Here is a 23,612-nt window from a genome sequence, read left to right on the forward strand (position 1 = left end):
GATAAAATATAACAATAACCCAGTAATACCCATTCTACCATCATTTGAGAGGTTGGTCATCCCTTACGAGAAAAAAAACCGAACATTCTATGAAGTTTCTTGCCAGAACTCGTATAAATGACCCGGATTAGCTCCTCATTTGCGATGATTTTCTGCGAATTTTGGCGGAATTTGTCGGATACTACTGTCCCCAGCTCTTTCTCCACAACCTTGAAAGCTTCACTTAATCCAAACGGACGATGACTACTGTCATGCGCATCCGATGCAATAATATGGACAGCGTTCCTGCGGCACAGATCAAGCGACAGCTTCTGCAGTTTGCTTCCAAAGGTTCCGGCCAGACTCTGGGCGGTTACCTGACCCACTGCTCCCAGCTCTATTAATCTTTCTAATTTGGCGGGACTCGCGGCAACCTCAGCATTGCGCTCCGGGTGGGCGATGACCGGAACGAAGCCTTGAATAACCAGCTCGTGGCAGGTCTCCTCCATTGTGCGCGGCACACGTGAAGAAGGCATTTCCAGCAGGATGTATTTCGAACCCGCCAGGGTCAGCAATTGACTCTGCTCCAAATCATTCAGCAAATCCCCGTAAAGGCGAATCTCCTGGCCGGGAAGCACAAGCAGCGGAAGTCCAGCCTGCTGAATTCTCTCATTGAGCAGCTGCACGGCTTGTCCAATCGTTGGAGCGGGGTTCATATATACTCCATTAGCATGATGTGGTGTGGCAACAACAGTGGAAATGCCATCTTGTACGGCATCCTGTGCCATGGAGAGGGCCGCTTCCCAGTCGGTGGCTCCGTCATCCATATAAGGCAAAATGTGGCTATGAATATCTATCATATACTTTTTATCGGTCCTTTTCCACTAAAATTATATAGCTTCCCAAAAAAATACAACCATTTCACTAGGAAATGATTGCCAAGTATATAGCTATTGTATCCTCAAGCCTCCAAAAATAGCAATCTATGAGCTATGAATGCAAGCTCCCCATCAATATCACCGGGATTCTCGGCAGACTGGAGGGCGTTGCGCTGATCCAGCAAACGATCAACACTCCGGCGCAGTTCTTCTATCTCTCGTTCTATAGCATCTGACTTATACAGATTCATCATTTCTGAAAGAGAGTGCTTATGCTGATAGATCAGCTTGCTGCCAGTGGACGTCAATTCTGAGATCCGGCGGACAGAACCTCTCTCATAATAATAGATCATGGTAAACTCATGATAGATTCTATTCACAGTCCCCGTTCCTTTATAGGTGACGAATAGCTTGCGGACGGCATTGTTTAGATGGGGATTCACCACCCGGCAGGAAAGCGTGCACCAATGGATGTCGCCTTTACGTTCTACAGACAGGCATACCTCCTCACCCCCGGCTTCCTCAAGAACAATCATCTGTTCCCCGCCTCCAAGAACCTTCACCCGGTGGCTGATATAGCAGGTATCGGCTGTGAGCAGAAACTGGTTCATCTGAAATTCCGTCAATTGCATTGTCGCATTTACATATTCTGTAGCCAATCGCTGAGCCATAACCATCCCTCTATTCTTTGTAAGGCCTTTACAATGATTATACATCGATGAGTGTGGGTTTTCTCATGAGCGGAAACAGACTGTAAGCTGATAATTCAACCTATACCTTGAGAATAGGAGGAGAGTCCAAGGATTGCGCTCTATTGCTAACTTATACACAGGATAAAGCCTTGTTTCAGGATTCCTGCTCTTCTTCAGGCACAATTTCAGTTCCTGCTATCTGCTCAGTTTGAGCATTAAGATCATCCGGAGCAGACATCTCATCCGCATCCTCTTCTGCAGACTGCAGACTGTAATTTTCGATTAACGCCCACAGCTCATCCTTGCCAAGACCGATTTCCGACGAAAATGGAATGAAGTTATCCCCCGGCAGCACACCAAGCTCCTGTTTCATCACTTTGATATGTTTGGGCCAGCGCGTCTTAGGAATTTTATCGGCCTTAGTAGCCACCACGCATAACGGAAGGTCATAATGCTTAAGCCAGTCAAACATCATCTTGTCATTGCCGGTCGGCGGATGGCGCAGATCTACAACAAGCAGGATCAGCTTCAGCGTGTCACGCTCTGCCATGTACTTTTCAACCATTTTGCCCCATGAGGCCCGCTGGGTTTTGGATACCTTGGCATAACCATATCCGGGAAAATCGACAAAATACATATCTTCATTCACACGGTAATAGTTCATATGCTGGGTTTTGCCCGGGGTGGAGCTGGTACGGGCCAGGTTCTTGCGGTTAATCATACGGTTAATCAAAGAGGACTTCCCGACGTTGGAGCGCCCTGCCAGAGCAATCTCTGGCAAGGCGTCCGTTGGGTATTGATCAGGGCCTACGGCACTGATGATAAATTCGGCATTGTTAACTTTCATAGGACTTCCTTTCTAATGCACACTACTCGGCGCTTCACTGCTTATTTCTGTATGATGATCTACCAGCGCATGCTGCAGTACTTGATCCATATGGGATACAGGTACGAACTCCACATCATTACGCACACTCTCCGGAATATCCTTGAGGTCGCGTTCATTGTCCTTCGGAAGAAGGATTTTTTTGTAGCCGGCCCGGTGGGCTGCCAGCGATTTCTCCTTAAGTCCGCCAATCGGCAGGACACGTCCGCGGAGTGTAATCTCACCCGTCATCGCTACATCCTTCGAGACATACCGTTTCGTGAGTGCAGAGATCAGCGCGGTAGCAATGGTAATCCCGGCAGACGGGCCATCCTTCGGTATCGCACCTTCAGGGATGTGAATGTGAATATCATTCTTCTCGTGGAAATCAGGCGCCAACCCCAGCTCTTCCGCTTTGGAGCGGGTGTAGCTGAAGGCGGCCTGTGCCGATTCCTTCATTACATCGCCCAGCTGTCCGGTCAGCGTCAGCTTGCCGGTGCCCTGGACTACCGTCACTTCGATCAGCAATGTGTCACCGCCAACCTCCGTCCACGCCAGCCCGGTAACCGTACCGATCTGATCCTCCAGCTCCGCCATTCCATAGCGGTACTTCGAGACTCCAAGATAATCCTTGATCTCTCCTGGAAGGATGCTGACTTCTTCCTTCTCTCCGGATACAATCTGCTTCGCGGCCTTCCGGCACAGTGCAGCAATCTGCTGTTCCAGATTACGAACCCCGGATTCCCGTGTGTATTCACGGACGATCTTCAGCAGCGAATCATCTTCAATCGTCAGCTGTGGATCCTCAAGCCCGTGGTTCTTACGCTGCTTCGGCAGCAGATACCTGCTGGCTATCTGCAGCTTCTCAAGCTCCGTATAGCCGGGAATGAACAGCATCTCCATCCGGTCGAGCAGCGGACGCGGAATGTTATGCACGGCATTCGCCGTTGTCACGAACATTACGTTCGACAAATCAAACGGCAGCTCCACAAAGTGGTCGCTGAAGGTATTGTTTTGTTCCGGGTCCAGCACTTCAAGCAGTGCTGCCGACGGGTCGCCTCGGAAGTCTGCCGCCATTTTATCGATTTCGTCGAGCAGGAAGACCGGATTAATGCTTCCGGCTGTCTTCATCCCTTGGATAATCCGGCCCGGCATAGCACCGACATAGGTGCGGCGATGCCCGCGGATCTCAGCTTCATCACGCACGCCGCCGAGTGAGATACGGACGAACTTGCGGTTCAGGGAACGGGCGATGGAGCGCGCCAGTGAGGTTTTGCCGACGCCCGGAGGCCCTACGAGACAGAGAATCGGACCCTTCAGCTTCTTGACCAGCTTCTGCACAGCCAAGTATTCCAGCACGCGTTCCTTCGGCTTCTCAAGACCGTAGTGATCAGCATCCAGCACCTGTTCCGCTTTCAGAATATCCAGATCATCTTCCGTAGATTCGCTCCAAGGCAGACCAAGCAGCCAATCGACGTAGTTACGAATGACACTGCCTTCAGCCGAACTGGCAGGCATTTTCTCCAGACGGTCGATTTCCTTCTCAATCTTTTCCTGCACCCGCTCCGGCAGATTCTTCTCCTGCATCTGTGAGCGCAGCTCATCAGCTTCACCTGCCCGGCCTTCTTTCTCTCCGAGCTCCTTCTGGATCGCTTTCATCTGTTCACGCAGATAATATTCCTTCTGTGTCTTCTCCATCTGCTTCTTCACCCGCTGGTTGATCTTACGCTCCAGCTCAAGCACTTCGCGTTCATTATTGAGAATATCGAGCAGCTTCTCCAGACGTTTGCTGACGTCAATGGTCTCTAAGATCTCTTGCTTATCCTTAATCTTCAGTGCCAGGTGGCTTGTGATGACATCTGCCAGACGGCCAGGCTCTTCAATATCGGACACGGCAGCAAGCGTCTCTGGGGTGACCTTTTTGGATAAGGTGATGTAATGCTCGAACTGGCTCAGCACCGTCCGCATCAAGGCATCGCTCTCCTGATCGACATCCTCCTGCTCCGGCAGCTCGCGTGCCATAACCTCGTAATACTCCTCATTATCCGTATAATGAATAATTTCGGCCCGTTCCACTCCCTCTACCAGCACACGAATCGTGCCGTTCGGAAGCTTCAGCATCTGCCGCACATTCGCGACGGTGCCGACCCGAAAAATATCTTCTTGTCCAGGCTCCTCAATATTCACTTCTGACTGGGAGCAGAGGAGAATCAGGTTATCTTCAACCATAGCTTTTTCCAGCGCACGAACAGATTTCTCGCGTCCTACGTCAAGGTGAAGAACCATGCTAGGGTACACAAGAAGACCTCTAAGCGGCAATAAAGGAAAACGACGACCTTTGGATTTGTTTGGTATCATCGCTTTCGCACCTCCCATGGTTCTCAAGTTATGTCATATGCATTCATTCTAACAAAAGCGGCATCAAAACACCAACTGGCGGCTCGCGATACAAAGGTTTTTGATCTGTTACCGGACATTTGAAGGCCACAATTGCCCGAAGCAGATTTTTTACACATCCTTTAGTATTTGTGGTTCTTCTGCAGAATATGTTTCAACAGATTTTTCAAACCAGTAGGAATAATTATTAGATAATAAAATAAAAAAAGCGCTTTACAGCGCATCTTCATTGGTTATTATGATTTTGTTCCCTGGACGATCTGCCCAAAATACATTTGATTCTACTCTTTCAACGCCCTGACCAGCCCCATATGTAGGAGGTTTAATTCTTTCAATGAATTTAAAAGAATGCCCATCGAACCTATAATGATCCAGCCCTTGGGCGTACGCCTTTCCGTATTCATTCGATCCATGAAGGTTTGCATAAAGATCTTCTTTCTTGAAAAAGATGCCTTGATATCCACCCTCACCACCAAATTGAGCAGACAGTGGATAAGCAGCCTGAAATCTAAATTTGCTATCAAACCGCCTGATTTCATTCCTATCGTGATATACCACCCAAAAAGAGCCTTTATAAGTAGCCAGGGATTCAGCTGTTCCTTGTCCAATATCGTATTGCGCTACCTGCTTTAAATCAGGGAGCCTATACTTCACCACACGGCTAATACGTTCCTTTTCCGGCGGACACGAATTAAAATTATAGACCGTAGCATACAGAAATCCATTGGTTGCAAAACAATCGCCAAATGACATGAAGCGCATTTTTTTATCCTTGCCTGTGTAGGCCTTTCTTTTCTCTGCTAAATATTTACCGGAAGTTCCATAGACCGATATTGTATTGGAAAGGGAAAAATCCACATCACGATCAGAAGTCACATATACCTTTTCTTTATCTGCAGCTACTCCTTGCCATCCTCGGTAGGACTTATTCATTTGTATGAACTTAGTGCCCACACCTTCGCTACTTGCACTGGCAGAAAAAGAAAGCATAGATGCAACTATAATTTTTAAGATTAATAGCCTTTTCAAAATACAACTCTCCCCCTATAAAGATTATCACGCTATTCAATTGTATATAATATCCATGTTTTCATCAATAATCCACGGTATTACAGACGATCCCATTGTAAAAAAGTTGCAATTTTTTTCGCGTAAAAAAGCGCCCCCTCAAATTGTTGATGAGGGAGCGCTTTTAAACTTCCTACTTCACTTTTATCCTCACAAAATACGGTTCAAAAACCTCATATGCAGCCCTTACCCCTGCGCACTCTCCCCCGAAGCATCCGCCTTAAGCAGCGAAGGCCCGGTAGAAAAGGTCTCGCCCGAGACCGCCGGCAGCCGCACATCGGCAGTTTCAGCTCCGAACAGGTGGCGGAATACCTCTTCTACGGTATCCACAGGAATGACCTGCAGCGGTGCGAGGTCGGCGAACAGGGACTGCCAGTTGTCCTTCGGAATGAGCACGGTTGTCGCGCCGGCCTGGAAGGCTGCCTCAACCTTGGCGATCACGCCGCCGACCGGCTTCACCCGGCCGTGAATGCCGATCTCCCCGGTGATGGCTACGGTGTTGTCCACTGGCAGGTGGCGGATCGCGGAGACAATAGCCACGGCCATGGCAACCCCGGCAGAGGGGCCGTCGATTGGCGTGCCGCCGGGGAAGTTCACATGGATGTCATAACGATCCGGCTCCAGGTTCATTGTCCGCAGAACGGTCAGTACATTCTCTACTGATCCCTTGGCCATGCTCTTGCGGCGGATCGTCCGCGAACCGCCTCGGGTCTCCTCTTCGTCAACAACACCGGTGACATTGAGCCGTCCCTGGCCGTTCTGCGCAGGCGCTGCGGATACTTCGATTTCCAGCAAAGTGCCCATCCCCGGTCCGTAGACCGCCAGTCCATTGACCAGCCCGATCTGCGGGGCTGTCGGGATTTTGCGTTCTGTACGCAGCGGCAGCTGACTGCTGCCGGCTACCCACTCCACTTCTGCCGCACTCAAGGTATCGCGCTGTTCCGTCAGTGCAAGCCCCGCAGCGAGCTGGATCATGTTCACAGCTTCCCGGCCGTTCGTGGCATACTGCTGTACTACTGTCACGGCTTCCGGGCTGGGCTTCAGGCCGATCTTCTGAATGGCATCCCGGGCAATAACGGCAATCTCATCAGGCAGCAGCGGACGGAAATAAATCTCCATGCAGCGTGAACGCAGTGCAGGCGATATTTCCTCGGGCGAACGTGTAGTGGCTCCAACCAGCCGGAAATCAGCCGGCAGGCCATTTTGAAAAATATCATGGATATAAGCAGGCGTATTGCTGTCCTCGGAGTTATAGTAAGCACTCTCCAGCAGCACCTTCCGGTCCTCCAGCACCTTTAGCAGCTTGTTCATCTGAATCGGATGAAGCTCTCCAATCTCATCCAGAAATAATATTCCGCCATGTGCCTTCGTCACTGCTCCCGGCTTCGGCTGCGGCACGCCAGCCACACCCATTGCTCCTGCTCCCTGGTATATCGGATCATGCACAGAGCCGATCAGCGGATCGGCTATCCCGCGTTCATCAAAGCGTGCTGTAGTCGCATCAATTTCTGTAAACTTGGCATCACTTTTAAAAGGGGAAAGTGAATTCTTCTTGGCTTCCTCCATCACAACACGGGCCGCTGCCGTCTTGCCGACTCCCGGCGGTCCGTAGATGATCACATGCTGGGGATTCGCGCTGCACAGCGCGGCCTTTAAGGCACGCAGCCCGTCCTTTTGCCCGACGATATCGCTAATGGAGGCCGGCCGTGTCTTTTCTGAGAGCGGCTTCGTTAGAGAGATCATCCGCATTTTCCGCAGCTTGTCCAGCTCCTTGCGCGATTCCCGGTCCACCGCCGTCTTATTCGTCTTCTGTCCCCGCAGCAGATTCCAAAAATAAACGCCGATAACCAGCGCGAAAAAGAGCTGCACGATCATCAGCAATATTCCTAATTGCATAGGTCACCCTCCTGTTTCATTCAGTCTATCTGTCCTGGCCTTTTGGCTACTACTAGGTAGTATAGCCGTTTCGGTCATTCATAAACGCTCCGGTGCAGGAATAATGAAAGATAGGCCTTAACTTTGAATAAAAACCGGGGGGTAAGTCCATGGACCGGGCGACAGGGAGACAGCGAGGACAGGGAGGATAGGGAGCACTGGAGCACTGGAGCACTGGGAGCACTGGGAGCACTGGGAGCATAGGGAGCACTGGGAGCACTGGGAGCACTGGGAGCAAGGACAGTGGTGTCAACATACCAACAAGGGAATTTGCGATCGCCCCTTAGTCCCAATAGCTAAGAACATTACGAGCCAGCTCATACCTCACCTTTCGGATCCCTTCGCCACGTTTTACCGGATTCAGCCAGCCTTTGTCACACAGTTTGTATAATATTTGCCGCGCGGTCTTAGCATCGATTGAAAAATATTCAGAAACATCTTGTGGACGTACGGATCCAGACTGACGCATGACAAAACGCATGATTTCTCTTTCTCCAAGCAGTAATTTTTCAACCGGAACAACTGCCGCCATATATCTGCTGAGCACCATGCGGAGCAAAGTAATGCACAAATCCGGACGCTGCTCCACATCATCATAGGCGAAGGAAATCACTTGATAGCCCATAGCACACAGAAAAGTTTCTCGATTCAGTTCATTGCTATACCTCTGTCTATCCATATCCTTTACATGTGCGGCGTAGCCTTTAATCTCCAGCAGCAGTCTGATTGTTCCCGGCAAAAAGGCAAAATCAGCAAAATAGGAGCGGCCGCGCCAGTCCAGAACCTCATACTCAGGATGAAGATCACAGAAATCACCACGCAGCGGCCACCACACATTCTGAAGAAATAATGCTTCGGCGTAGCGGTGACCTCTTTCTAGCCTCCCCTTGCGTTCTCCGGTTCTGGAATCCAGATGATACTGAATAAATTCATCCATAAGCTGTTTGCGATTCATATCTGCATATCTCCTTAGTTATAAAAATAAAAAACGCCCCATTCACCGCCGGATCACCCGTGGTATAATGGGACGTTCATCGTCACCTAACTTTTATGCTATTAAAATTAGAGCTTCTCTCTACAACTAAAGGGAAATACACCCGCTATAATACCCATTAAGCATGTTTTTCAAGCAATAAAGGGAATATCGCCCTTTAATTCATTCTATATCTTCGAATCGTCCTACGATGATTGAATTAAAGGGAGGAAATCCCTCTATATTCTTCATTTCCCTGAATCGAGCTAAATTAACGGGAGTATTCCCTTTAGTTAACTTCAGCACTGCTGATCCAGCGGTGTAACTATCCTGAGGTACTACTGCTTATACAAATGTAGGGTAACAAATATAGAATAAGTTCTACTATTGCTCCGGATTACCCACGCTTACAGCCGGAGCCAATCCGGCATGCTTACGGCCCGGAATCTCACCGGTCTCTTCAAAAGCGACAACAATGGCGTCAATTTCTTTCTTAAGCTCGGATACGAGCTCCGCTTCAGGAACTTTACGGATCATTTGACCGTAGCGGAACAGCAACCCTTCACCGCGGGCACCTGCGATACCAATATCAGCTTCACGTGCCTCTCCGGGACCGTTGACGGCACAGCCCAGTACCGAGACTTTGATCGGCACCTTCAGCTTAGAGATATACTCTTCTACTTCATTGGCGATGGAGAAGAGGTCTATGTCCAGACGTCCGCAGGTCGGGCATGAGATCAGTGTAGGTGCGTTAGAGATCAGACCAAAGGTCTTAAGCAGCTCACGCGCCACCTTAACCTCCTCGACAGGGTCAGCGCTCAGGGAGATGCGCACAGTGCTGCCGATCCCCATGGAGAGCAGTGCACCGATCCCGGCGGAGCTCTTTACGGTTCCGGCAAACAGCGTACCCGACTCTGTGATACCGAGGTGCAGCGGATAAGGAATGACTTCGGCCGCTTTACGGTAAGCTTCGATGGCCATCGGCACATCAGAGGCTTTGAGCGATACGATAATATCATGGAAGTCCAGTTCCTCAAGAATCCCGATATGATAAAGGGCACTCTCAACCATCGCTTCCGGTGTCGGATAACCGTATTTCTCCAGGAGATGCGACTCCAGGGAACCGGCGTTTACGCCGATACGGATAGGAATTCCTTTGTCCTTGCAGGCTTTGACTACCGCTTCTACCTTGTCACGGCGGCCGATATTGCCGGGATTAATCCGCACCTTGTCGATGCCGTTCTCAATCGCCAGCAGTGCCAGTTTATAATTAAAGTGAATGTCCGCCACCAGCGGAATGTGGATTTGCTTCTTGATTTCTTTGATCGCTGCAGCCGCCTCTTCATTGTTGACGGTAACACGCACGAGCTGGCAGCCCGCTTCCTCTAACCGCAGAATTTCAGCCACTGTAGCTTCCACGTCAGCGGTCTTGGTCGTACACATGCTTTGAATAGCAACCTCGTTGTTACCCCCGATAATAACTCCGCCGACATTGACGGGCCGGGTCTGGTGTCTCAAGAACATGGTTTTCTCCCCCATAACGATCAAAGCTCCACCCCTTCCGCCCACCTTATGAAGCGGGATCAGCGGAAACGGTGGAGACTATGACTTGTATTATTGTAAGGTCAGCGTGTCTTAGGCGCTTTCCTCTTTTTTCTTGTCTTTCTTAAGCCCCAGCTCAGGCAGAGCCTTCTCTTGCACAACCTGTTCTGTAATCACGCAGTCTTTAATATCATCGCGCGAAGGAACCTCATACATCACATCAAGCATAATGCTCTCAATGATGGCACGCAGACCGCGGGCACCCGTGTTGCGTTTGATCGCTTCCTTGGCAATAGCTTCAAGAGCCTGCGGTTCAAACTTCAGCGCCACATTGTCCATTTCCAGAAGCTTGATGTACTGCTTGGTCAATGCATTCTTCGGTTCAGACAGAATGCGGACCAGTGTATTCTCATCAAGCGGCTCGAGTGTGGAGATTACCGGCAGACGGCCGACAAACTCAGGAATGAGACCGAATTTGAGCAGATCCTCAGGCAATACCATGGAGAGGTATTCTCCGGCTTTCAGATCCTTCTGGCCTTCAACTGCAGCATTGAAGCCGATGACTTTTTTGCCGATACGGCGTTTGATCATTTGCTCCAGACCGTCAAAAGCACCGCCTACGATGAACAGAATGTTCGTTGTATCGATTTGGATGAACTCCTGATGAGGATGCTTGCGTCCGCCCTGCGGAGGTACAGAAGCAACTGTGCCTTCCAGGATCTTCAGCAGCGCCTGCTGTACACCTTCACCGGAAACGTCACGGGTAATGGACGGATTCTCGGATTTGCGTGCTACTTTATCAATTTCGTCAATATAGATAATGCCGCGTTCGGCCTTCTCGACATCATAATCAGCAGCCTGGATCAGCTTCAGCAGAATGTTCTCAACATCTTCGCCGACGTAGCCCGCTTCCGTAAGGGAGGTTGCATCCGCAATAGCAAAAGGAACGTTGATGATCTTCGCCATCGTCTGGGCCAGCAGGGTTTTACCGGAGCCGGTTGGTCCGAGCAGCAGAATGTTGCTCTTCGTCAATTCGACATCTTCAATCTTGCTTTGGCTGTTGACGCGCTTATAGTGATTGTATACGGCAACGGAGAGCGACTTCTTCGCCTGCTCCTGGCCGATTACGTATTGATCGAGAATATCACGGATTTCCTTCGGTTTCGGAATATCCTTCAGATCCAGCTCTTCTTCATGACCGAGCTCTTCCTCCACGATTTCCGTGCACAGCTCGATGCATTCGTCACATATATAAACACCAGGTCCGGCTACAAGCTTACGAACCTGCTCTTGTGATTTGCCGCAAAAGGAACATTTCAGCTGCCCTTTTTCATCGTTAAATTTAAACATCTTACCACCCCTTTAAGATATGATCGGTGAAGAGAGTACCTGGTCAATAAGCCCGTATTCCTTCGCTTCTTCCGCGCTCATGAAGTTGTCGCGGTCCGTATCCCGTTCGATTTTTTCAAGGGGTTGACCCGTGCGATCCACATAAATTTGATTCAACTTCTGTCTCGTTTTGAGAATCCAGTCCGTATGAATCCAAATATCGGATGCCTGCCCCTGAACACCGCCGAGCGGTTGATGAATCATGACTTCACTGTTGGTCAGCGCATATCTTTTGCCTGGTGCTCCAGCGGTAAGCAACAGCGAACCCATACTGGCTGCCATCCCTACGCAAATCGTTGAAACATCCGGTTTAATATATTGCATCGTATCATATATACCCATGCCCGCTGTTACAGAACCACCGGGAGAGTTGATGTACAGGTGAATGTCTTTTTCTGGGTCATCTGCTGCCAGGAACAACAACTGGGCAATAATCAGATTGGCGACATCATCGTCAATCGCATTGCTCAGGAAGATGATGCGGTCCTTAAGCAATCTGGAATAGATATCGTATGAGCGTTCTCCACGACTTGTTGATTCCACAACCATAGGTACCAAACTCATGCCACCAACCTCTTTTCTCTATACAGATTAGTCTTTCCGTTTCAGAAATATTTTAACACGTTCGGGGCGGGATGTCATTTTTTCACTGGTTCGAAAATAACGTAATACCCCGCGTGCCTGCCATTATAGCGCACTTCCAGACAGAATGCCAACCCGCTTCCGGTTATGTACACCCAGACGTGCAGCCGCCGATAAAAAATAAGGCACGTAACAGAACTTACGTGCCTTATTGATTGCTATTTATGGAGGCCGACTTGCTTGGCCGTTCTAGGTAAAATGGACTTATGGAACAATCTTACTCAGCGCTTGCTTCTTCTGCTGCTGGAGCTTCTTCTGCTGCTTCAACTTCCACACTGCTTGCAATCAGCAGGTCGATGGTTTTGCGCAGAGAAATTTCGTCGCTCAAGCTGCTCAGGGAGCCGTTAGCTGCCAGGATGCTGCGGATTTCTTCAGGTGAACGTTTGAAGGATTCAGCCATAGTCGCAAGCTCTTGGTTTACTTCTTCTTCGGAAACTTCGATGTTCTCTTCCTTCGCAATCACTTCAAGCACCAGGTTGTTGCGAACGCGCTTCTCGGCATCGCTCTTCATCTGGCCTTCAAGATCTTCACGGGTTTGGCCGGAGAAGCTGAGGAACATGTCCATGTTCATGCCTTGCTGACGAAGACGGTTGTCGAAATCGCGAACCATGTTCTGAACTTCGCTGTTGATCATTGCTTCAGGAATTTCAACTTCTGCATTAGCTGCCGCTTTGTCAACTACTGCAGTTTCACGAACGCCCTTCAGTTCATCCTGTTTGCGGGATTCCAGCTGTGCCTTCAGGTCTGCTTTGTATTCTTCCAGCGTATCGAATTCACTTACATCCTTAGCGAACTCATCATCCAGTTCAGGAAGCTGTTTGCGTTTGATTTCATGCAGCTTCACTTTGAATACTGCTGCTTTACCGGCAAGGTTCTCTGCATGGTAAGCCTCAGGGAAAGTAACTTCAACATCCTTGAAATCTCCAGTAGCCATGCCTACAACCTGCTCTTCAAATCCAGGAATGAACGAGTTGCTGCCAAGCTCCAGGGAATGACGCTCAGCCGCGCCGCCTTCGAATGGCACACCGTCAACAGAACCGTCGAAGTCGATAACAGCGATATCGCCGTTAGCTGCTGCTCCTTCTTCAACTACAACCAGCTCAGCATGACGCTCCTGCAGACGTTTCAGTTCAGCATTCAGCTCGTCTTCAGTAACTTCAGCCTTTTGAACCGGAACTTCAAGGCCTTTGTACTGGCCAAGTTTCACTTCAGGCTTAACGGTAATCTTCGCTTTGAAGATGAAGGCTTGGCCTTTTGCGAATTGCTCGATGTCCACTTCAGGACGGTCTACAGGGAAGATATCTGTTTGTTCAACAGCTTCGCCGTATACTTCTGGAAGAAGGATGTCAATTGCATCCTGGTAGAGGCTCTCTACACCAAAACGGGATTCAAAAATCGGCCGCGGCACTTTACCTTTACGGAAACCAGGTACGTTTGCTTTCTTAACTACTTTATTAAATGCTTTGTCGAGGGCTGCAGCTACGCGTTCTGCTTCTACTTCGACTTCAAGAACTCCAAGGTTCTTCTCTATTTTTTCCCAAGTTGCTTTCATAATATACTTTTCCCTCCAAAATAGGTTACATGTTTACTTCAAATAATTACGCAAAATAATCACGCAATTCACGCACAGAATAACCATTATATTATATACAACATCGCTTTATTTATCAAGTATAGAACTCTTAACAAATCCTTTGAGAGACCGATAGGCTCCTTCGAATTGAAAGCGCATGCCGTCGGTTATGCCGTACATTACACGCGTCTCTTCCTCCTGGCGGTTCCCGTTCAGGCTCTCCGAAACCATCTGATGCAGCGCCCCCGCCCAAATATCCAGCAGGGCATCCTCACCTTCCAGCAATTTGTGATATTCAGAGGACCCATAAATCGACATAATAAACTGTCCCCAGAGCTCCTGTGCAAAATAATACAGGGTGGGCTCATGCACCTCTGCCTGTTCCGCCACCCGTTCCATGACCTGGCTGATCTGGGGCGGAAACTCGTCGTTCTGCAGCGGGACGGTTTCGATCTCAATCTGCGCCACCTCATGACCGCGGCCCAGTTTCACAATGCCTTGCGCTCCGCGTTTCTTCAGTGTCTGGAGCGTACGAAACTGCAGCAGCGGATGCACCGGAGTCTTTTGCAGCCAGGCAGTCAGCTTCTCATCCACTTGACCGCCCTCCAGATAAGAGAGCTGCTCCAGTGCCAGAATGGTCGCTTCCGACAGCGGTTCATTCATCACCTTCCGCAGCAGCTTGTCGGGATAATCCGCATCCTCTTCCAGCTTCGACTTTGCCAAAATCCGGGCCATATCCTCTTCCTTAAGATCCTGTTCCGCACCGGAAGCGGTATGATCGCTGCCTGTGTTCTCGGCAGCTTCCGGAAAGGCCGCTTCCAGCCAGCCCAGCAGCGACTGCCATTCCTCGTAGTGCCGCTCTTCCTGACCCTGGCATTGCAGCAGGAACCGCAGCAATTCCATCGCTTCCCCGTAGCGTTCACTCTCCAGCATTACCGTAAGCTGGATCTGATAGTAATCCAGCGTTTTCGGAAACAGCACGATATTCTCTTTGGCGGGGGAATTGAATTGATTAATGAGGGCACCTCCTTTTCTCCGAACCATGATTAATTGTAGATTATAGCATAACCTATTAAGGTTTCAAAAAAACAAGTTGAAAAAGTTATTCATCTATGATAACATAATTTTTGCTTGCTTTTCACTGTTATCTCATGTCCCGGTAGCTCAGCCGGATAGAGCATGCGCCTTCTAAGCGCACGGTCGGGGGTTCGAATCCCTTCCGGGACGTCCTACAGAAACAGCCTTCCTTCGGGAGGGCTGTTTTTGCGTTCCGGGGGATGAGAACCCCCTCAAGCTTTAATTCGACTCCATCCGCAGCTTAATAGTGCGGATATTGTCGATGTTGAACACCATATTCTCTACCGGCTCCGTGATATCTGCCGTGTAGCGGTCGATCGTGACCCTGCCCAGATACATTTTGTGGACAGAGATGCTTTGTTTCGCCTTCAGATAAGACTGCGCACCGCTCTCTCCGCCTACATAAAAGGCTGAAATGCTGCCTCCCGCCTCCAGCTTGGAGCCGCGGCACATCGAAAACGTCTTGCGAAACGAGATATTGCCTGAGGAGAACAGCTCGCTCTGCACAATGCCGTCTCTGTGGATCATAATGTCGCCATTGGATTTAAGCGTGCTGTTCTGACATTTTCCGATATTGACCTCCACCTTAGTCTCCTGCAATCGGGCCACGCCCGTGTGCAGCTCTTCCAGCATGCCGATCACTCCATTCAGCGCAGCCTCATTCATGAAGTCGACCAGCTGGGCCGGCTTTAACAGCAAGTTCAGAAAATGCAGTGTTTGCTGAAGATCCTGATGATACGAAGCCTGTACCGTCGCGAGCACGGAGAGCAGTTCCTTAGTGAGCTGCGGGATCTTGTGAAATTTACTCTCCAGCAGCAGGACTACCGCTTGTCCGTATTTCACGCTCTGTTTGCGGGCCTGTACCGCCTGGATGAGCAGCCGGACGGCTGTTCTCAGCAGCAGTGCTTCTTCAATCAACAGCTTGGAGCAATTGAAAATCCGGTTGTACAGCACGCCAAAATAGCCGGAATAGAGCTTGCTGTTCACCACATTTCCTTTGACGAGAATACTGCCGGTTGCGGTTATCGTCGAATTGTAAATGCTGCCGTCCACATATACATTCCCCAGCGACTCAATAATCATATTGTCTTCCACGTTGCCGCGGACAATCACATCGCCGGAAAAAAGAATATTGCCGGTCTTGATGTTCACATTGCCGGGAACGATATAGGTCGTAGTAATGTCAAAATATTTGATTTTGTCACCGGTTACCCGGGGACGGCCTTCACGCAGCGCCCGGATCTCATTATTGATCAGCACCACGGTGTTATTTTTGGCAATGATATTCACATCGTTCGGCAGCGGCGGATATAATATCTCCCCGTATACATCACAGCCGGGAATCCCCTCCACAAAGGGAATTTTACGGGCAATGACCTCTCCCCTGATCACTGAAGGAATGCGGAGATGGCTGCGGAAATCCACTTGCCCTTCAATTTCACTGAACTCATTCTCTATCGTTTCAGAGAAAAACAGCTCCAGCTGCGCATTCTCTCCCGGGACAGCAGCCCTTCCCTTTGCAGCAGTTATCGGCTGATAGGTGGGATTCTGCAGCTCGGCATGAATTCCGGATATATTCAGGTTCTGTATAATTCCCCGATGCTCGAAATCTGTAATGATCCGGTTCAGACCCAGCTGTTCAACCACAGTCTCTGTATCCAATGCGGCCTCTACTTCTACCATACTGGCCGAATAATAGTCATTCAATTTCCATTGATAGCGTTTTGGGGAATATAAGGTGAAAAAAGCCTGCAGACGATCCTCGGACACCGTAATCGTATACAGCGGCGGCTCTATGATCTCCCACTCAATCATATCCTGTGAGGTCACTTCAGCAGGGCCTGAAACGGGCTGGCCGTTGACAAGGATTACCACTGGAGGAGCGGCCGAAATCACCGCAGGTGTTCCGCCGGGCAGGGGGTCCTGAACAAATATTTTGCCCGTACGGACAAGAACCCGTCCGCCGAGGTCATTCTCAAAATACTCAGGCTCCATAAAGGTCTGCAGGGGCTCATCGTCATTCTGCGAAAGCTCCAGCATATTAATCAGCTTGTTCAGTTCCTGTTCGGACATATGATCGGGCATCTCGCTGCACCTCCTGGTTAATGTACAACGGTAGAAAGGCTGCGCTCTGTACGTAACTGCTTTCATTCTATTATTAATATTAATTTTAAGCAATTACGAATCATGGCAGGATTAGGAAATTGGGGCTTACCACCATCCCCCGCCTGCCGTCTCCTCCACAATCGCTGCAACACCGGTGGCAATCTGTTCCGGACGGGCACGTGAAATGCTGATACGCAGGAATTTCTCCCGCTCCAAATAGCCTGATAAATAGAATCCCTTTCCGGAAACCACGCGGATCTTACGCTTGTGAAGACGCTTCTCTAGATGCTCCAGATTTACAGTCTGGGGCAGCTTCATTTGGATATATATCCCGGAGTCTACGCCCGGTGCCTCGATCAGACCGGCAGAATTATAACGCTGCAGGGCTTCATTCAGCCGGGCCATCCGCTCCGCGTACAGGCTGCGGATCTTATGCTTGTGGCGCTCATACATACCGTTTTTGATATAGATATCCAGCGCGGCCTGCGACAAGAGCGAGGTGTCCATGTAGCTCTTATGAGCCTGGAAGACTGGCAGCAGCGTCTCCGGCAGGACAGCGGCTCCAAGGCTGAGACCCGGGAAAATGATTTTGGAGAAGCTTTTTAGATAGATCACATGCCCGGACCGGTCGAAGGCCGCAATGGGATCGAAAGGTCTGCTGTCCCCGAGATCAGCCATGTAGTCATCCTCCACCACATACACGTCATATTTGCCGGCCAGCCGGGCTATTGCCTGGCGCTCCTCTTTCGTGTAAGAGGTTCCCAGCGGATTATGGTATCTCGACATCGTGTAGAAAAACTTTATACCGCCTGTGCGGAAATACTCCTCCAGCAATTGCAGATCTATCCCGTCCCCGGAGCGGGGAATACCGCTGACCGGAATCCCCTCCGCTTCCAAAAATCTCAGGTAAATATCATAACTCGGCTGTTCCACAAGCACCGTCTCTTTTCCGTTAGGAAAAGGCATCTTCGCAAGTATCCCCAGCGCCTGCTGCACCCCTGAGGTAATGAAGATCCGCCCGGGTGCAGCAAATACCTGTGCATCTGCCAAATGCGGCACCAGCGTCTGCCGCAAGGCTGCCAGCCCCTGTGTCTCCCCATAAGTGAACAAATGGTATTTGTAGGTGTCAATCGCTTGGTTCAGGCAGTGCTGAAAGTCCAGATAAGGGAACACATTCAAGTCGGGCGAAGCCGATCCGAAATCAATGGTTCCGTCCTCTGCCTCCACGCTCTCCTCCCCGGGCTGCTCTACGACATAATATCCGCTCTGCGGAATGGAGTAGATTACATGCTTCTGTTCCAGTTCCCGGTAGGCCCGGATTACCGTGCTGACACTACAGCCGTAGCGGGCGGCGGCGCTGCGGACTGACGGGAGCTTATGGCCGGAACGATAAGAGCCGCCGCTAATTTGTTGCTCCATCTCCATCAGGACTTTATCATACTTGCGCATACCCTTCCCCTCCTCCGATATCACCATTATAACGTATACCTCCTAACTGTACCGGTACAGTTGTGATAATCTCCCGTTGTGGCTGAGTGCGAATCCCATTAATTTTAAAATAACAGATGGGGGGGCGGCGTTGGGTCCCCGTATCTCAAACTGCACAGACAGAAAGGAAGCTGCCATCATGAAACAACAACCGGGTGTTAAGACCGCCTATATGCTTGCCGTACTGAATGCGGCGATTATCGGATTTTCATTTCTTTTTACCAAAATGGCTCTGGAGTTCTCCGGCCCGCTCGATACACTGGCCTTCCGGTTTGCCGGCTCGTTCATTGTTATGTCTGTTCCAGTGGCCTGCGGCTGGGTCAAGTTGAGCTACCGGGGCAAGCCGCTGCATAAAGTGCTGCTGCTGGCAGCCATGTACCCGCTGGGCTTCTTCACCCTCCAGGTGTTCGGACTGCAGCATGCGACTTCCGCCGAGGGAGGAATTCTGTATTCCTTTACCCCCGTGGTGACGCTGATTATTGCCTCTCTGTTCCTCAAAGAAGCCACCTCATTCCTGCAAAAGCTGTCCATCTTCCTGTCGGTCTTCGGCGTAGTGTTCATCTTCATCATGAAAGGCAGCAGCATTGACCTGTCGAACATGGCCGGAATAATCATGCTGTTCCTGACCTGTGTGGCTTTTGCCGGATACAGTGTACTGGCCCGTTCGCTTGCTAAGCAGTTCACCCCGTCCGAAATCAGCTACCTGATGATGGCAGTCGGTTTCATCGTATTCTTCGGCACATCGCTCATCAGCCATACGGCGGATAGAACCCTGGGAGACTTGTTCACCCCGCTAAAGAGCGCTACCTTCACGCTGGCAATCCTATACTTAGGCGTAATTTCATCGCTGCTGACCACCCTGACGTCCAATTATATTTTGTCCAAAATCGAAGCTTCGCGGATGAGTGTCTTCACGAATCTCTCGACTCTGGTCTCAATCGCAGCGGGAGCCTTGTTCCTGGGAGAAGAGGTAACCCTATACCACTGGATCGGATCCGCACTGATTATTGCCGGGGTACTGGGGGCAAATATGTTCGGGCGGGGGCAGACACCTGCTTCTCAGCAAGCCTCACGCCGGGAGACAGCACTAAAGAATTTCCGGTAACATAATTGTGTCGCTCTTCTTCATAATAAGGCTGCCCTTTTCCGTTCCCGTCGTATGACATTAAAAAGCAGACGGCCGGAAATCCGGCCGCCCGCAAGTGGCGTTATGCTATTCGATTACAACCCTTTTTTCTTGAGGTCCTCCAGATGGCGCTGGTACATCACTTTTTCTACTTTTTCCGCGCCGACCTGATCCATTTGCTTCACGAATTCATTGTAGGCAGAATCGAACTCTGCATCAGATTTGGACAGGATCAGCTTCGGAATTGTTTTGTTCCACAGATCCTTAACCTTCGCATTGATAGTGCCTTCGGCGGTTGCACCGTCGGGCTCAAGATTCTCCATGCCGAGTGAATAGTTGTCGAAGTTATATTTCTCCAGCATCTTCATCGCTTCATATTGTACCGGCTGGCTTTCCTTCAAATCACGGGCAGAAGCGTCATCCCACAGCTTGCCGGCTCTGAAGAGCAGTGTGGAGTCGTTGAAGCCATATTTGGAATTGAAGGTGGCGTTGTCTTTTACCGACATGTCCAGAATATCCTGTTTGTACTTTGGAAGACCGTCAACCATATCATAGGTTTCACCTTCGGTACCGTATCTCATATCCATTTGCCCTTCATCCGACCAGGCGTATTCGGCGAACTGGATGATGCGTTCCGGATTTTTGGCATTTTTGGTGATGAACAGACCTTGCCAGCCCATCAGGCGGGATGCCGGATAACGAGGGTCTTGGCCGTTAACCTTCAGGCCGTCCAGAATTGTGTACGCTTGTTCCTTGCCGAGTGTGCTTTCGATCTTCGGATTATATTGGGTATACATGTTGTTCATGTACTGGGAAGCGACTGCATATTGCGCGCCGTACAGCTTTTCTTCGTATTGCTCCTGCTTGTAAATCAGCAGCTGCGGATCGAACAGGCCTTCAAGGCTCAGCTTGTTCAGGAAACGGAAGGCGTCGATGAACCCTTTGTTGCGCATCGGGTACTGCACGATTTGCTGGTCGTCCTTCACTTGCTCTTCAAGCAGATGCGGGGAGAAGGAATAGATCAAATAGTCCATAGAGTTGCTGCCGTGGAAGCCATTCTTCGCCACATCGAAAAATTCCACGCCCACCGGACTGACATCCGGGAATTTCTCTTTGGCCAGCTTAAGCGCACTCACTAGATCATCCGGTGTTTGAATGGCCGGGCTGCCGATCGCCGCATAAATATCGGAGCGGATAAACCAAGGCCGGATTGGCGTGATCGGTACGCCGCTGGTCAGTCGGTCTGCGGTTTCGTACAGGTTCGGCAGATACCAGAGCTTGCCGTCGATGGAATGGTATTTAACCATATCCGGGTCCAGCTGAGCTTTGAAGTCAGGCGCATATTTCTCCATCAGCTCATCCATGGAATAGACCATGCCATTCTTGATCAGCTTCGTCACGGCCGGATTGTTCCAGTCCAGCATGATGGTATCGGGAAGATCTCCCGAAGCAATCATCGTGTTCAGGTAGTCATCATCGCTGCCGGTTGCAAGCTTGCGGTCAATGGTAACGCCCGTTTTTTCGGTAGCAAGCTTCATGGCAAATTGGTCTTTCCACAGATAATTGGATGCCCAGTTGCCATAGAAATATTGGGTGAATGTGAACGGGGATGTATCCTTCTGCCACGATGGGCCGTTACTCTCTGCCGGTGCAGACGCCTGCGCATTGCCGCTGTTCGCCGCAGCGGTTTCCGCTGGTGTATTCGTGTTGTTATTCGCGCTGTTGCCGGAACCGCAGCCTGCGAGCATACTCATAGCCAGAATGGCAAGCGCGCTTATCTTTAAGCCTTTCCCTTTCATACTCTAACCCCCTTGATATTTGGTCTTGCTCTATACATGAACGCCCGGTCCGGAATTCTTCCGGCTTACCCTTTCACCGAGCCAATCATGACTCCTTGGACAAAATACTTCTGGACGAAAGGATACGTAAATACGATCGGAAGCGTCGTAATTACCATCGTCGCCAGTTTCAGCGAGGCTGCCGAGACGGCTCCGTAGCCAAGCTGGCTGGCCAGCTGGCTGACATTGCTGTTGGAGCTGATAATCTGCATTAGAATCTGCTGCAGTGTCAGCAGCTTGTCTCCGCCGAACAGCATCGCATCGTACCAGGAATTCCAGTGGAACACGGCGTTGTACAGCGCAATCGTCGCCAGCACCGGCTTGGATACCGGGAGCACCAGCTGGAAAAAGATCCGCAGATCATTGGCCCCATCAATTTTGGCCGACTCCTCGATTTCTTTCGGCAAAGCCTTGAAGAAGGTAAGCATAATGATTGCGTTAAACACATTAAACAGATTAGGGATAATATAGACAAGGAAATGACCTTTCAGATGAAGGTATTTCGCCACTACTAAATAGTAGGGAATAATTCCGCCGCTGAAATACATGGTAACAATTGCCATGATCAGGAAAACCCGCCGGCCGACCAGCTCCGTCTTCGAAATTCCGTAAGCGAAGGCGCCGGTGAACAACACGGCGGTCGCCGTGCCGAGAATGGTCCGGGCCAGCGTAACAATGAAGGCACGCAGCATGTTCTCGTCCTGAAACACAATCCGGTAGTTGTCGATGGAGAATACCCGCGGCCAGAAGGTAATGCCGCCCCGCGCCGCATCCGCAGGATCATTGAATGACGTAATCAGGATGTTATAAAACGGATATAGGGTGATCAGGCACAGGGCGAGCATCACAATGATGTTGAACACATCGAAGGCTCTGCTGCCTAAGCTTCGTGAATGGGTTAGCATGCTTACTCTCCTCCTATCCTAGAACAGGCTTTCTTTGGTGATTTTGTTTGATGTGAAGTTGGCGATGTACATTAGGACAAAGGCGACAATGGACTGGAATAGTCCAATGGCGGTTCCGTATGAGAAGCGTCCGGCGACCAGCCCCATTTTGTAGGAATAGACAGACAGTACATTAGCCGCATCCTGTGTCAGGGAATTCTGCATCATGAACATTTGGTCGAAGTTGGAGTTGACCAGCCCGCCGATGGACAGGATGAGCAAAATAATAATGGTCGGCTTGAGCGCAGGCAAAGTAATATGCCAGACCCGCCGGAAACGGTTCGCTCCGTCCACTACAGCCGCTTCATAAAGCTGCGGATCAATGCCGGCGATGGCTGCCAGATAGATGATGGAGTTCCAGCCGATATTTTTCCAGATTTCCGTAAATACCACGAGCACCAGGAAGGAATGTGAATCCCCCATCAGCATGGTATCGCTTCCAATAATACCGAGATTGACCAGCAGCTTGCTGATTACGCCGGTATCCGGATCAAGCAGCGTATACATAAAGCCTACAACGAGCACCCATGAGACAAAGTAAGGGAGATAGGTGAGTGACTGGACAATACGCTTGAAGCGCTTGAAGACGAGTTCATTTAACAGCAAGGCTAGAATAATCGGGGCCGGAAAGCCAAACACCAGTTTAGCGATGCTAATCTTAAATGTGTTGTAAAGAGAGTCTCTGAAAGTCGGGTCGGCGAAAAGCTCACGGAAATTGCCGAACCCGAGCCATGGGCTGTGAATAAAGCCCTGGAACGGCGTGTATTCCTGAAAGGCGATGATCAGGCCGTACATCGGAATGTAATTGAACACAATCATCCATAAAACGACAGGCAATGTCAAAATCAACAAATAGCGCTGCTGCCAGATCCGGTTTCTCAGCCTGTGCTTGGCGGGTATGCTGCTCATGGTCCTACTTCCTTTCCTACAGTGTGGTTTCTTTTGTCTATACATTTATTATAAAAACGGTTTCAACGCCGAGATATACAAAAAATACACGCAGGTATCAAAAACGAACGATGTTTGAAAGCGTTATCTTTTTTCCTGGCCTTATTTTGCCTCCTGACGCAAAAACCCCATCCGCTAAGCGGACAGGGTAA

18 protein-coding genes and 1 tRNA gene are annotated in these 23,612 nt (G+C 50.1%); 2 read left to right on the top strand and 17 right to left on the bottom strand.

The window, feature by feature from the left end:
* Positions 1-56 precede the first annotated feature (56 nt).
* The 12 genes from QU597_RS22715 to QU597_RS22770 form a co-directional block, all read right to left on the bottom strand.
* Positions 57-839, bottom strand: a complete 783-nt coding sequence (locus QU597_RS22715; protein ID WP_310829929.1) for a tyrosine-protein phosphatase — start codon at positions 837-839, stop codon at positions 57-59.
* 101 nt (positions 840-940) lie between these two features.
* Positions 941-1,528 carry a non-ribosomal peptide synthetase module gene (locus QU597_RS22720; RefSeq protein WP_310829930.1) on the bottom strand — a complete coding sequence of 196 codons (588 nt, stop codon included), beginning with the start codon at positions 1,526-1,528 and terminating at the stop codon, positions 941-943.
* A gap of 175 nt (positions 1,529-1,703) precedes the next feature.
* Complete coding sequence (yihA, locus tag QU597_RS22725) at positions 1,704-2,396, bottom strand: ribosome biogenesis GTP-binding protein YihA/YsxC (protein ID WP_310829931.1); 693 nt, start codon at positions 2,394-2,396, stop codon at positions 1,704-1,706.
* A 12-nt stretch (positions 2,397-2,408) separates the two neighbouring features.
* The gene (lon, locus tag QU597_RS22730; protein WP_310829932.1) at positions 2,409-4,772 is read right to left on the bottom strand and encodes an endopeptidase La; all 2,364 of its coding nucleotides are present in this window, start codon (positions 4,770-4,772) and stop codon (positions 2,409-2,411) included.
* Between the two features lie 252 nt (positions 4,773-5,024).
* Positions 5,025-5,840: a hypothetical protein gene (locus QU597_RS22735; protein ID WP_310829933.1), complete on the bottom strand. Its 816-nt coding sequence runs from the start codon at positions 5,838-5,840 to the stop codon at positions 5,025-5,027.
* A 225-nt stretch (positions 5,841-6,065) separates the two neighbouring features.
* Positions 6,066-7,775, bottom strand: coding sequence for an ATP-dependent protease LonB (lonB, locus tag QU597_RS22740; protein WP_310829934.1), 1,710 nt, complete (start codon positions 7,773-7,775; stop codon positions 6,066-6,068).
* A gap of 322 nt (positions 7,776-8,097) precedes the next feature.
* On the bottom strand, positions 8,098-8,769 hold the full coding sequence (locus QU597_RS22745; RefSeq protein WP_310829935.1) for a DUF559 domain-containing protein: 672 nt from the start codon (positions 8,767-8,769) through the stop codon (positions 8,098-8,100).
* Positions 8,770-9,171: 402 nt separating this feature from the next.
* Entirely contained in the window at positions 9,172-10,311 is a 1,140-nt protein-coding gene (ispG, locus tag QU597_RS22750) for a flavodoxin-dependent (E)-4-hydroxy-3-methylbut-2-enyl-diphosphate synthase (protein WP_310829936.1), read from the bottom strand.
* Between the two features lie 111 nt (positions 10,312-10,422).
* A complete protein-coding gene (gene clpX, locus QU597_RS22755) occupies positions 10,423-11,679 on the bottom strand; it encodes an ATP-dependent protease ATP-binding subunit ClpX (RefSeq protein ID WP_206101728.1) in 1,257 nt (418 codons plus the stop codon).
* 12 nt (positions 11,680-11,691) lie between these two features.
* Positions 11,692-12,282: an ATP-dependent Clp endopeptidase proteolytic subunit ClpP gene (gene clpP / locus QU597_RS22760; protein WP_054942759.1), complete on the bottom strand. Its 591-nt coding sequence runs from the start codon at positions 12,280-12,282 to the stop codon at positions 11,692-11,694.
* Between the two features lie 295 nt (positions 12,283-12,577).
* On the bottom strand, positions 12,578-13,912 hold the full coding sequence (tig, locus tag QU597_RS22765) for a trigger factor (RefSeq protein ID WP_310829937.1): 1,335 nt from the start codon (positions 13,910-13,912) through the stop codon (positions 12,578-12,580).
* Between the two features lie 108 nt (positions 13,913-14,020).
* Positions 14,021-14,866 (bottom strand): hypothetical protein, encoded by an 846-nt coding sequence (locus QU597_RS22770; RefSeq protein ID WP_310833390.1) that lies wholly within the window; start codon positions 14,864-14,866, stop codon positions 14,021-14,023.
* Between the two features lie 220 nt (positions 14,867-15,086).
* Here QU597_RS22770 and QU597_RS22775 point away from each other — a divergent pair.
* Positions 15,087-15,160 (top strand) — tRNA-Arg (locus QU597_RS22775).
* 69 nt (positions 15,161-15,229) lie between these two features.
* On the opposite strand, the gene QU597_RS22780 is transcribed toward QU597_RS22775, so the two are convergent.
* Both QU597_RS22780 and QU597_RS22785 read right to left on the bottom strand, forming a co-directional pair.
* Entirely contained in the window at positions 15,230-17,095 is a 1,866-nt protein-coding gene (locus QU597_RS22780) for a flagellar assembly protein A (RefSeq protein ID WP_310829938.1), read from the bottom strand.
* Between the two features lie 126 nt (positions 17,096-17,221).
* Positions 17,222-18,565, bottom strand: a complete 1,344-nt coding sequence (locus tag QU597_RS22785) for an aminotransferase-like domain-containing protein (RefSeq protein WP_310829939.1) — start codon at positions 18,563-18,565, stop codon at positions 17,222-17,224.
* A gap of 178 nt (positions 18,566-18,743) precedes the next feature.
* Between QU597_RS22785 and QU597_RS22790 the strand changes: the two genes are divergently transcribed.
* A complete protein-coding gene (locus QU597_RS22790) occupies positions 18,744-19,709 on the top strand; it encodes a DMT family transporter (RefSeq protein ID WP_310829940.1) in 966 nt (321 codons plus the stop codon).
* A 116-nt stretch (positions 19,710-19,825) separates the two neighbouring features.
* On the opposite strand, the gene QU597_RS22795 is transcribed toward QU597_RS22790, so the two are convergent.
* The 3 genes from QU597_RS22795 to QU597_RS22805 all read right to left on the bottom strand — a co-directional run bounded on the left by QU597_RS22795 (position 19,826) and on the right by QU597_RS22805 (position 23,421).
* Positions 19,826-21,529, bottom strand: coding sequence for an extracellular solute-binding protein (locus QU597_RS22795; RefSeq protein WP_310829941.1), 1,704 nt, complete (start codon positions 21,527-21,529; stop codon positions 19,826-19,828).
* Between the two features lie 65 nt (positions 21,530-21,594).
* A complete protein-coding gene (locus QU597_RS22800; protein WP_310829942.1) occupies positions 21,595-22,473 on the bottom strand; it encodes a carbohydrate ABC transporter permease in 879 nt (292 codons plus the stop codon).
* A gap of 18 nt (positions 22,474-22,491) precedes the next feature.
* Positions 22,492-23,421: an ABC transporter permease gene (locus QU597_RS22805; protein ID WP_236335264.1), complete on the bottom strand. Its 930-nt coding sequence runs from the start codon at positions 23,419-23,421 to the stop codon at positions 22,492-22,494.
* Positions 23,422-23,612 lie beyond the last annotated feature (191 nt).

It is taken from the genome of Paenibacillus pedocola, assembly GCF_031599675.1.
Taxonomy (GTDB): Bacteria; Bacillota; Bacilli; order Paenibacillales; family Paenibacillaceae; genus Paenibacillus_AQ; species Paenibacillus_AQ pedocola.

Bases quoted from the DNA above. Each gene is read 5' to 3' on its own strand.
- QU597_RS22715 (WP_310829929.1), bottom strand. From the start codon at position 839: ATGATAGATATTCATAGCCACATTTTGCCTTATATGGATGACGGAGCC.
- QU597_RS22720 (WP_310829930.1), bottom strand. From the start codon at position 1,528: ATGGCTCAGCGATTGGCTACAGAATATGTAAATGCGACAATGCAATTG.
- yihA (WP_310829931.1), bottom strand. From the start codon at position 2,396: ATGAAAGTTAACAATGCCGAATTTATCATCAGTGCCGTAGGCCCTGAT.
- lon (WP_310829932.1), bottom strand. From the start codon at position 4,772: ATGATACCAAACAAATCCAAAGGTCGTCGTTTTCCTTTATTGCCGCTT.
- lonB (WP_310829934.1), bottom strand. From the start codon at position 7,775: ATGCAATTAGGAATATTGCTGATGATCGTGCAGCTCTTTTTCGCGCTG.
- QU597_RS22745 (WP_310829935.1), bottom strand. From the start codon at position 8,769: ATGAATCGCAAACAGCTTATGGATGAATTTATTCAGTATCATCTGGAT.
- ispG (WP_310829936.1), bottom strand. From the start codon at position 10,311: ATGTTCTTGAGACACCAGACCCGGCCCGTCAATGTCGGCGGAGTTATT.
- clpX (WP_206101728.1), bottom strand. From the start codon at position 11,679: ATGTTTAAATTTAACGATGAAAAAGGGCAGCTGAAATGTTCCTTTTGC.
- clpP (WP_054942759.1), bottom strand. From the start codon at position 12,282: ATGAGTTTGGTACCTATGGTTGTGGAATCAACAAGTCGTGGAGAACGC.
- tig (WP_310829937.1), bottom strand. From the start codon at position 13,912: ATGAAAGCAACTTGGGAAAAAATAGAGAAGAACCTTGGAGTTCTTGAA.
- QU597_RS22770 (WP_310833390.1), bottom strand. From the start codon at position 14,866: ATGCTGGAGAGTGAACGCTACGGGGAAGCGATGGAATTGCTGCGGTTC.
- QU597_RS22780 (WP_310829938.1), bottom strand. From the start codon at position 17,095: ATGCCCGATCATATGTCCGAACAGGAACTGAACAAGCTGATTAATATG.
- QU597_RS22785 (WP_310829939.1), bottom strand. From the start codon at position 18,565: ATGCGCAAGTATGATAAAGTCCTGATGGAGATGGAGCAACAAATTAGC.
- QU597_RS22790 (WP_310829940.1), top strand. From the start codon at position 18,744: ATGAAACAACAACCGGGTGTTAAGACCGCCTATATGCTTGCCGTACTG.
- QU597_RS22795 (WP_310829941.1), bottom strand. From the start codon at position 21,529: ATGAAAGGGAAAGGCTTAAAGATAAGCGCGCTTGCCATTCTGGCTATG.
- QU597_RS22800 (WP_310829942.1), bottom strand. From the start codon at position 22,473: ATGCTAACCCATTCACGAAGCTTAGGCAGCAGAGCCTTCGATGTGTTC.
- QU597_RS22805 (WP_236335264.1), bottom strand. From the start codon at position 23,421: ATGAGCAGCATACCCGCCAAGCACAGGCTGAGAAACCGGATCTGGCAG.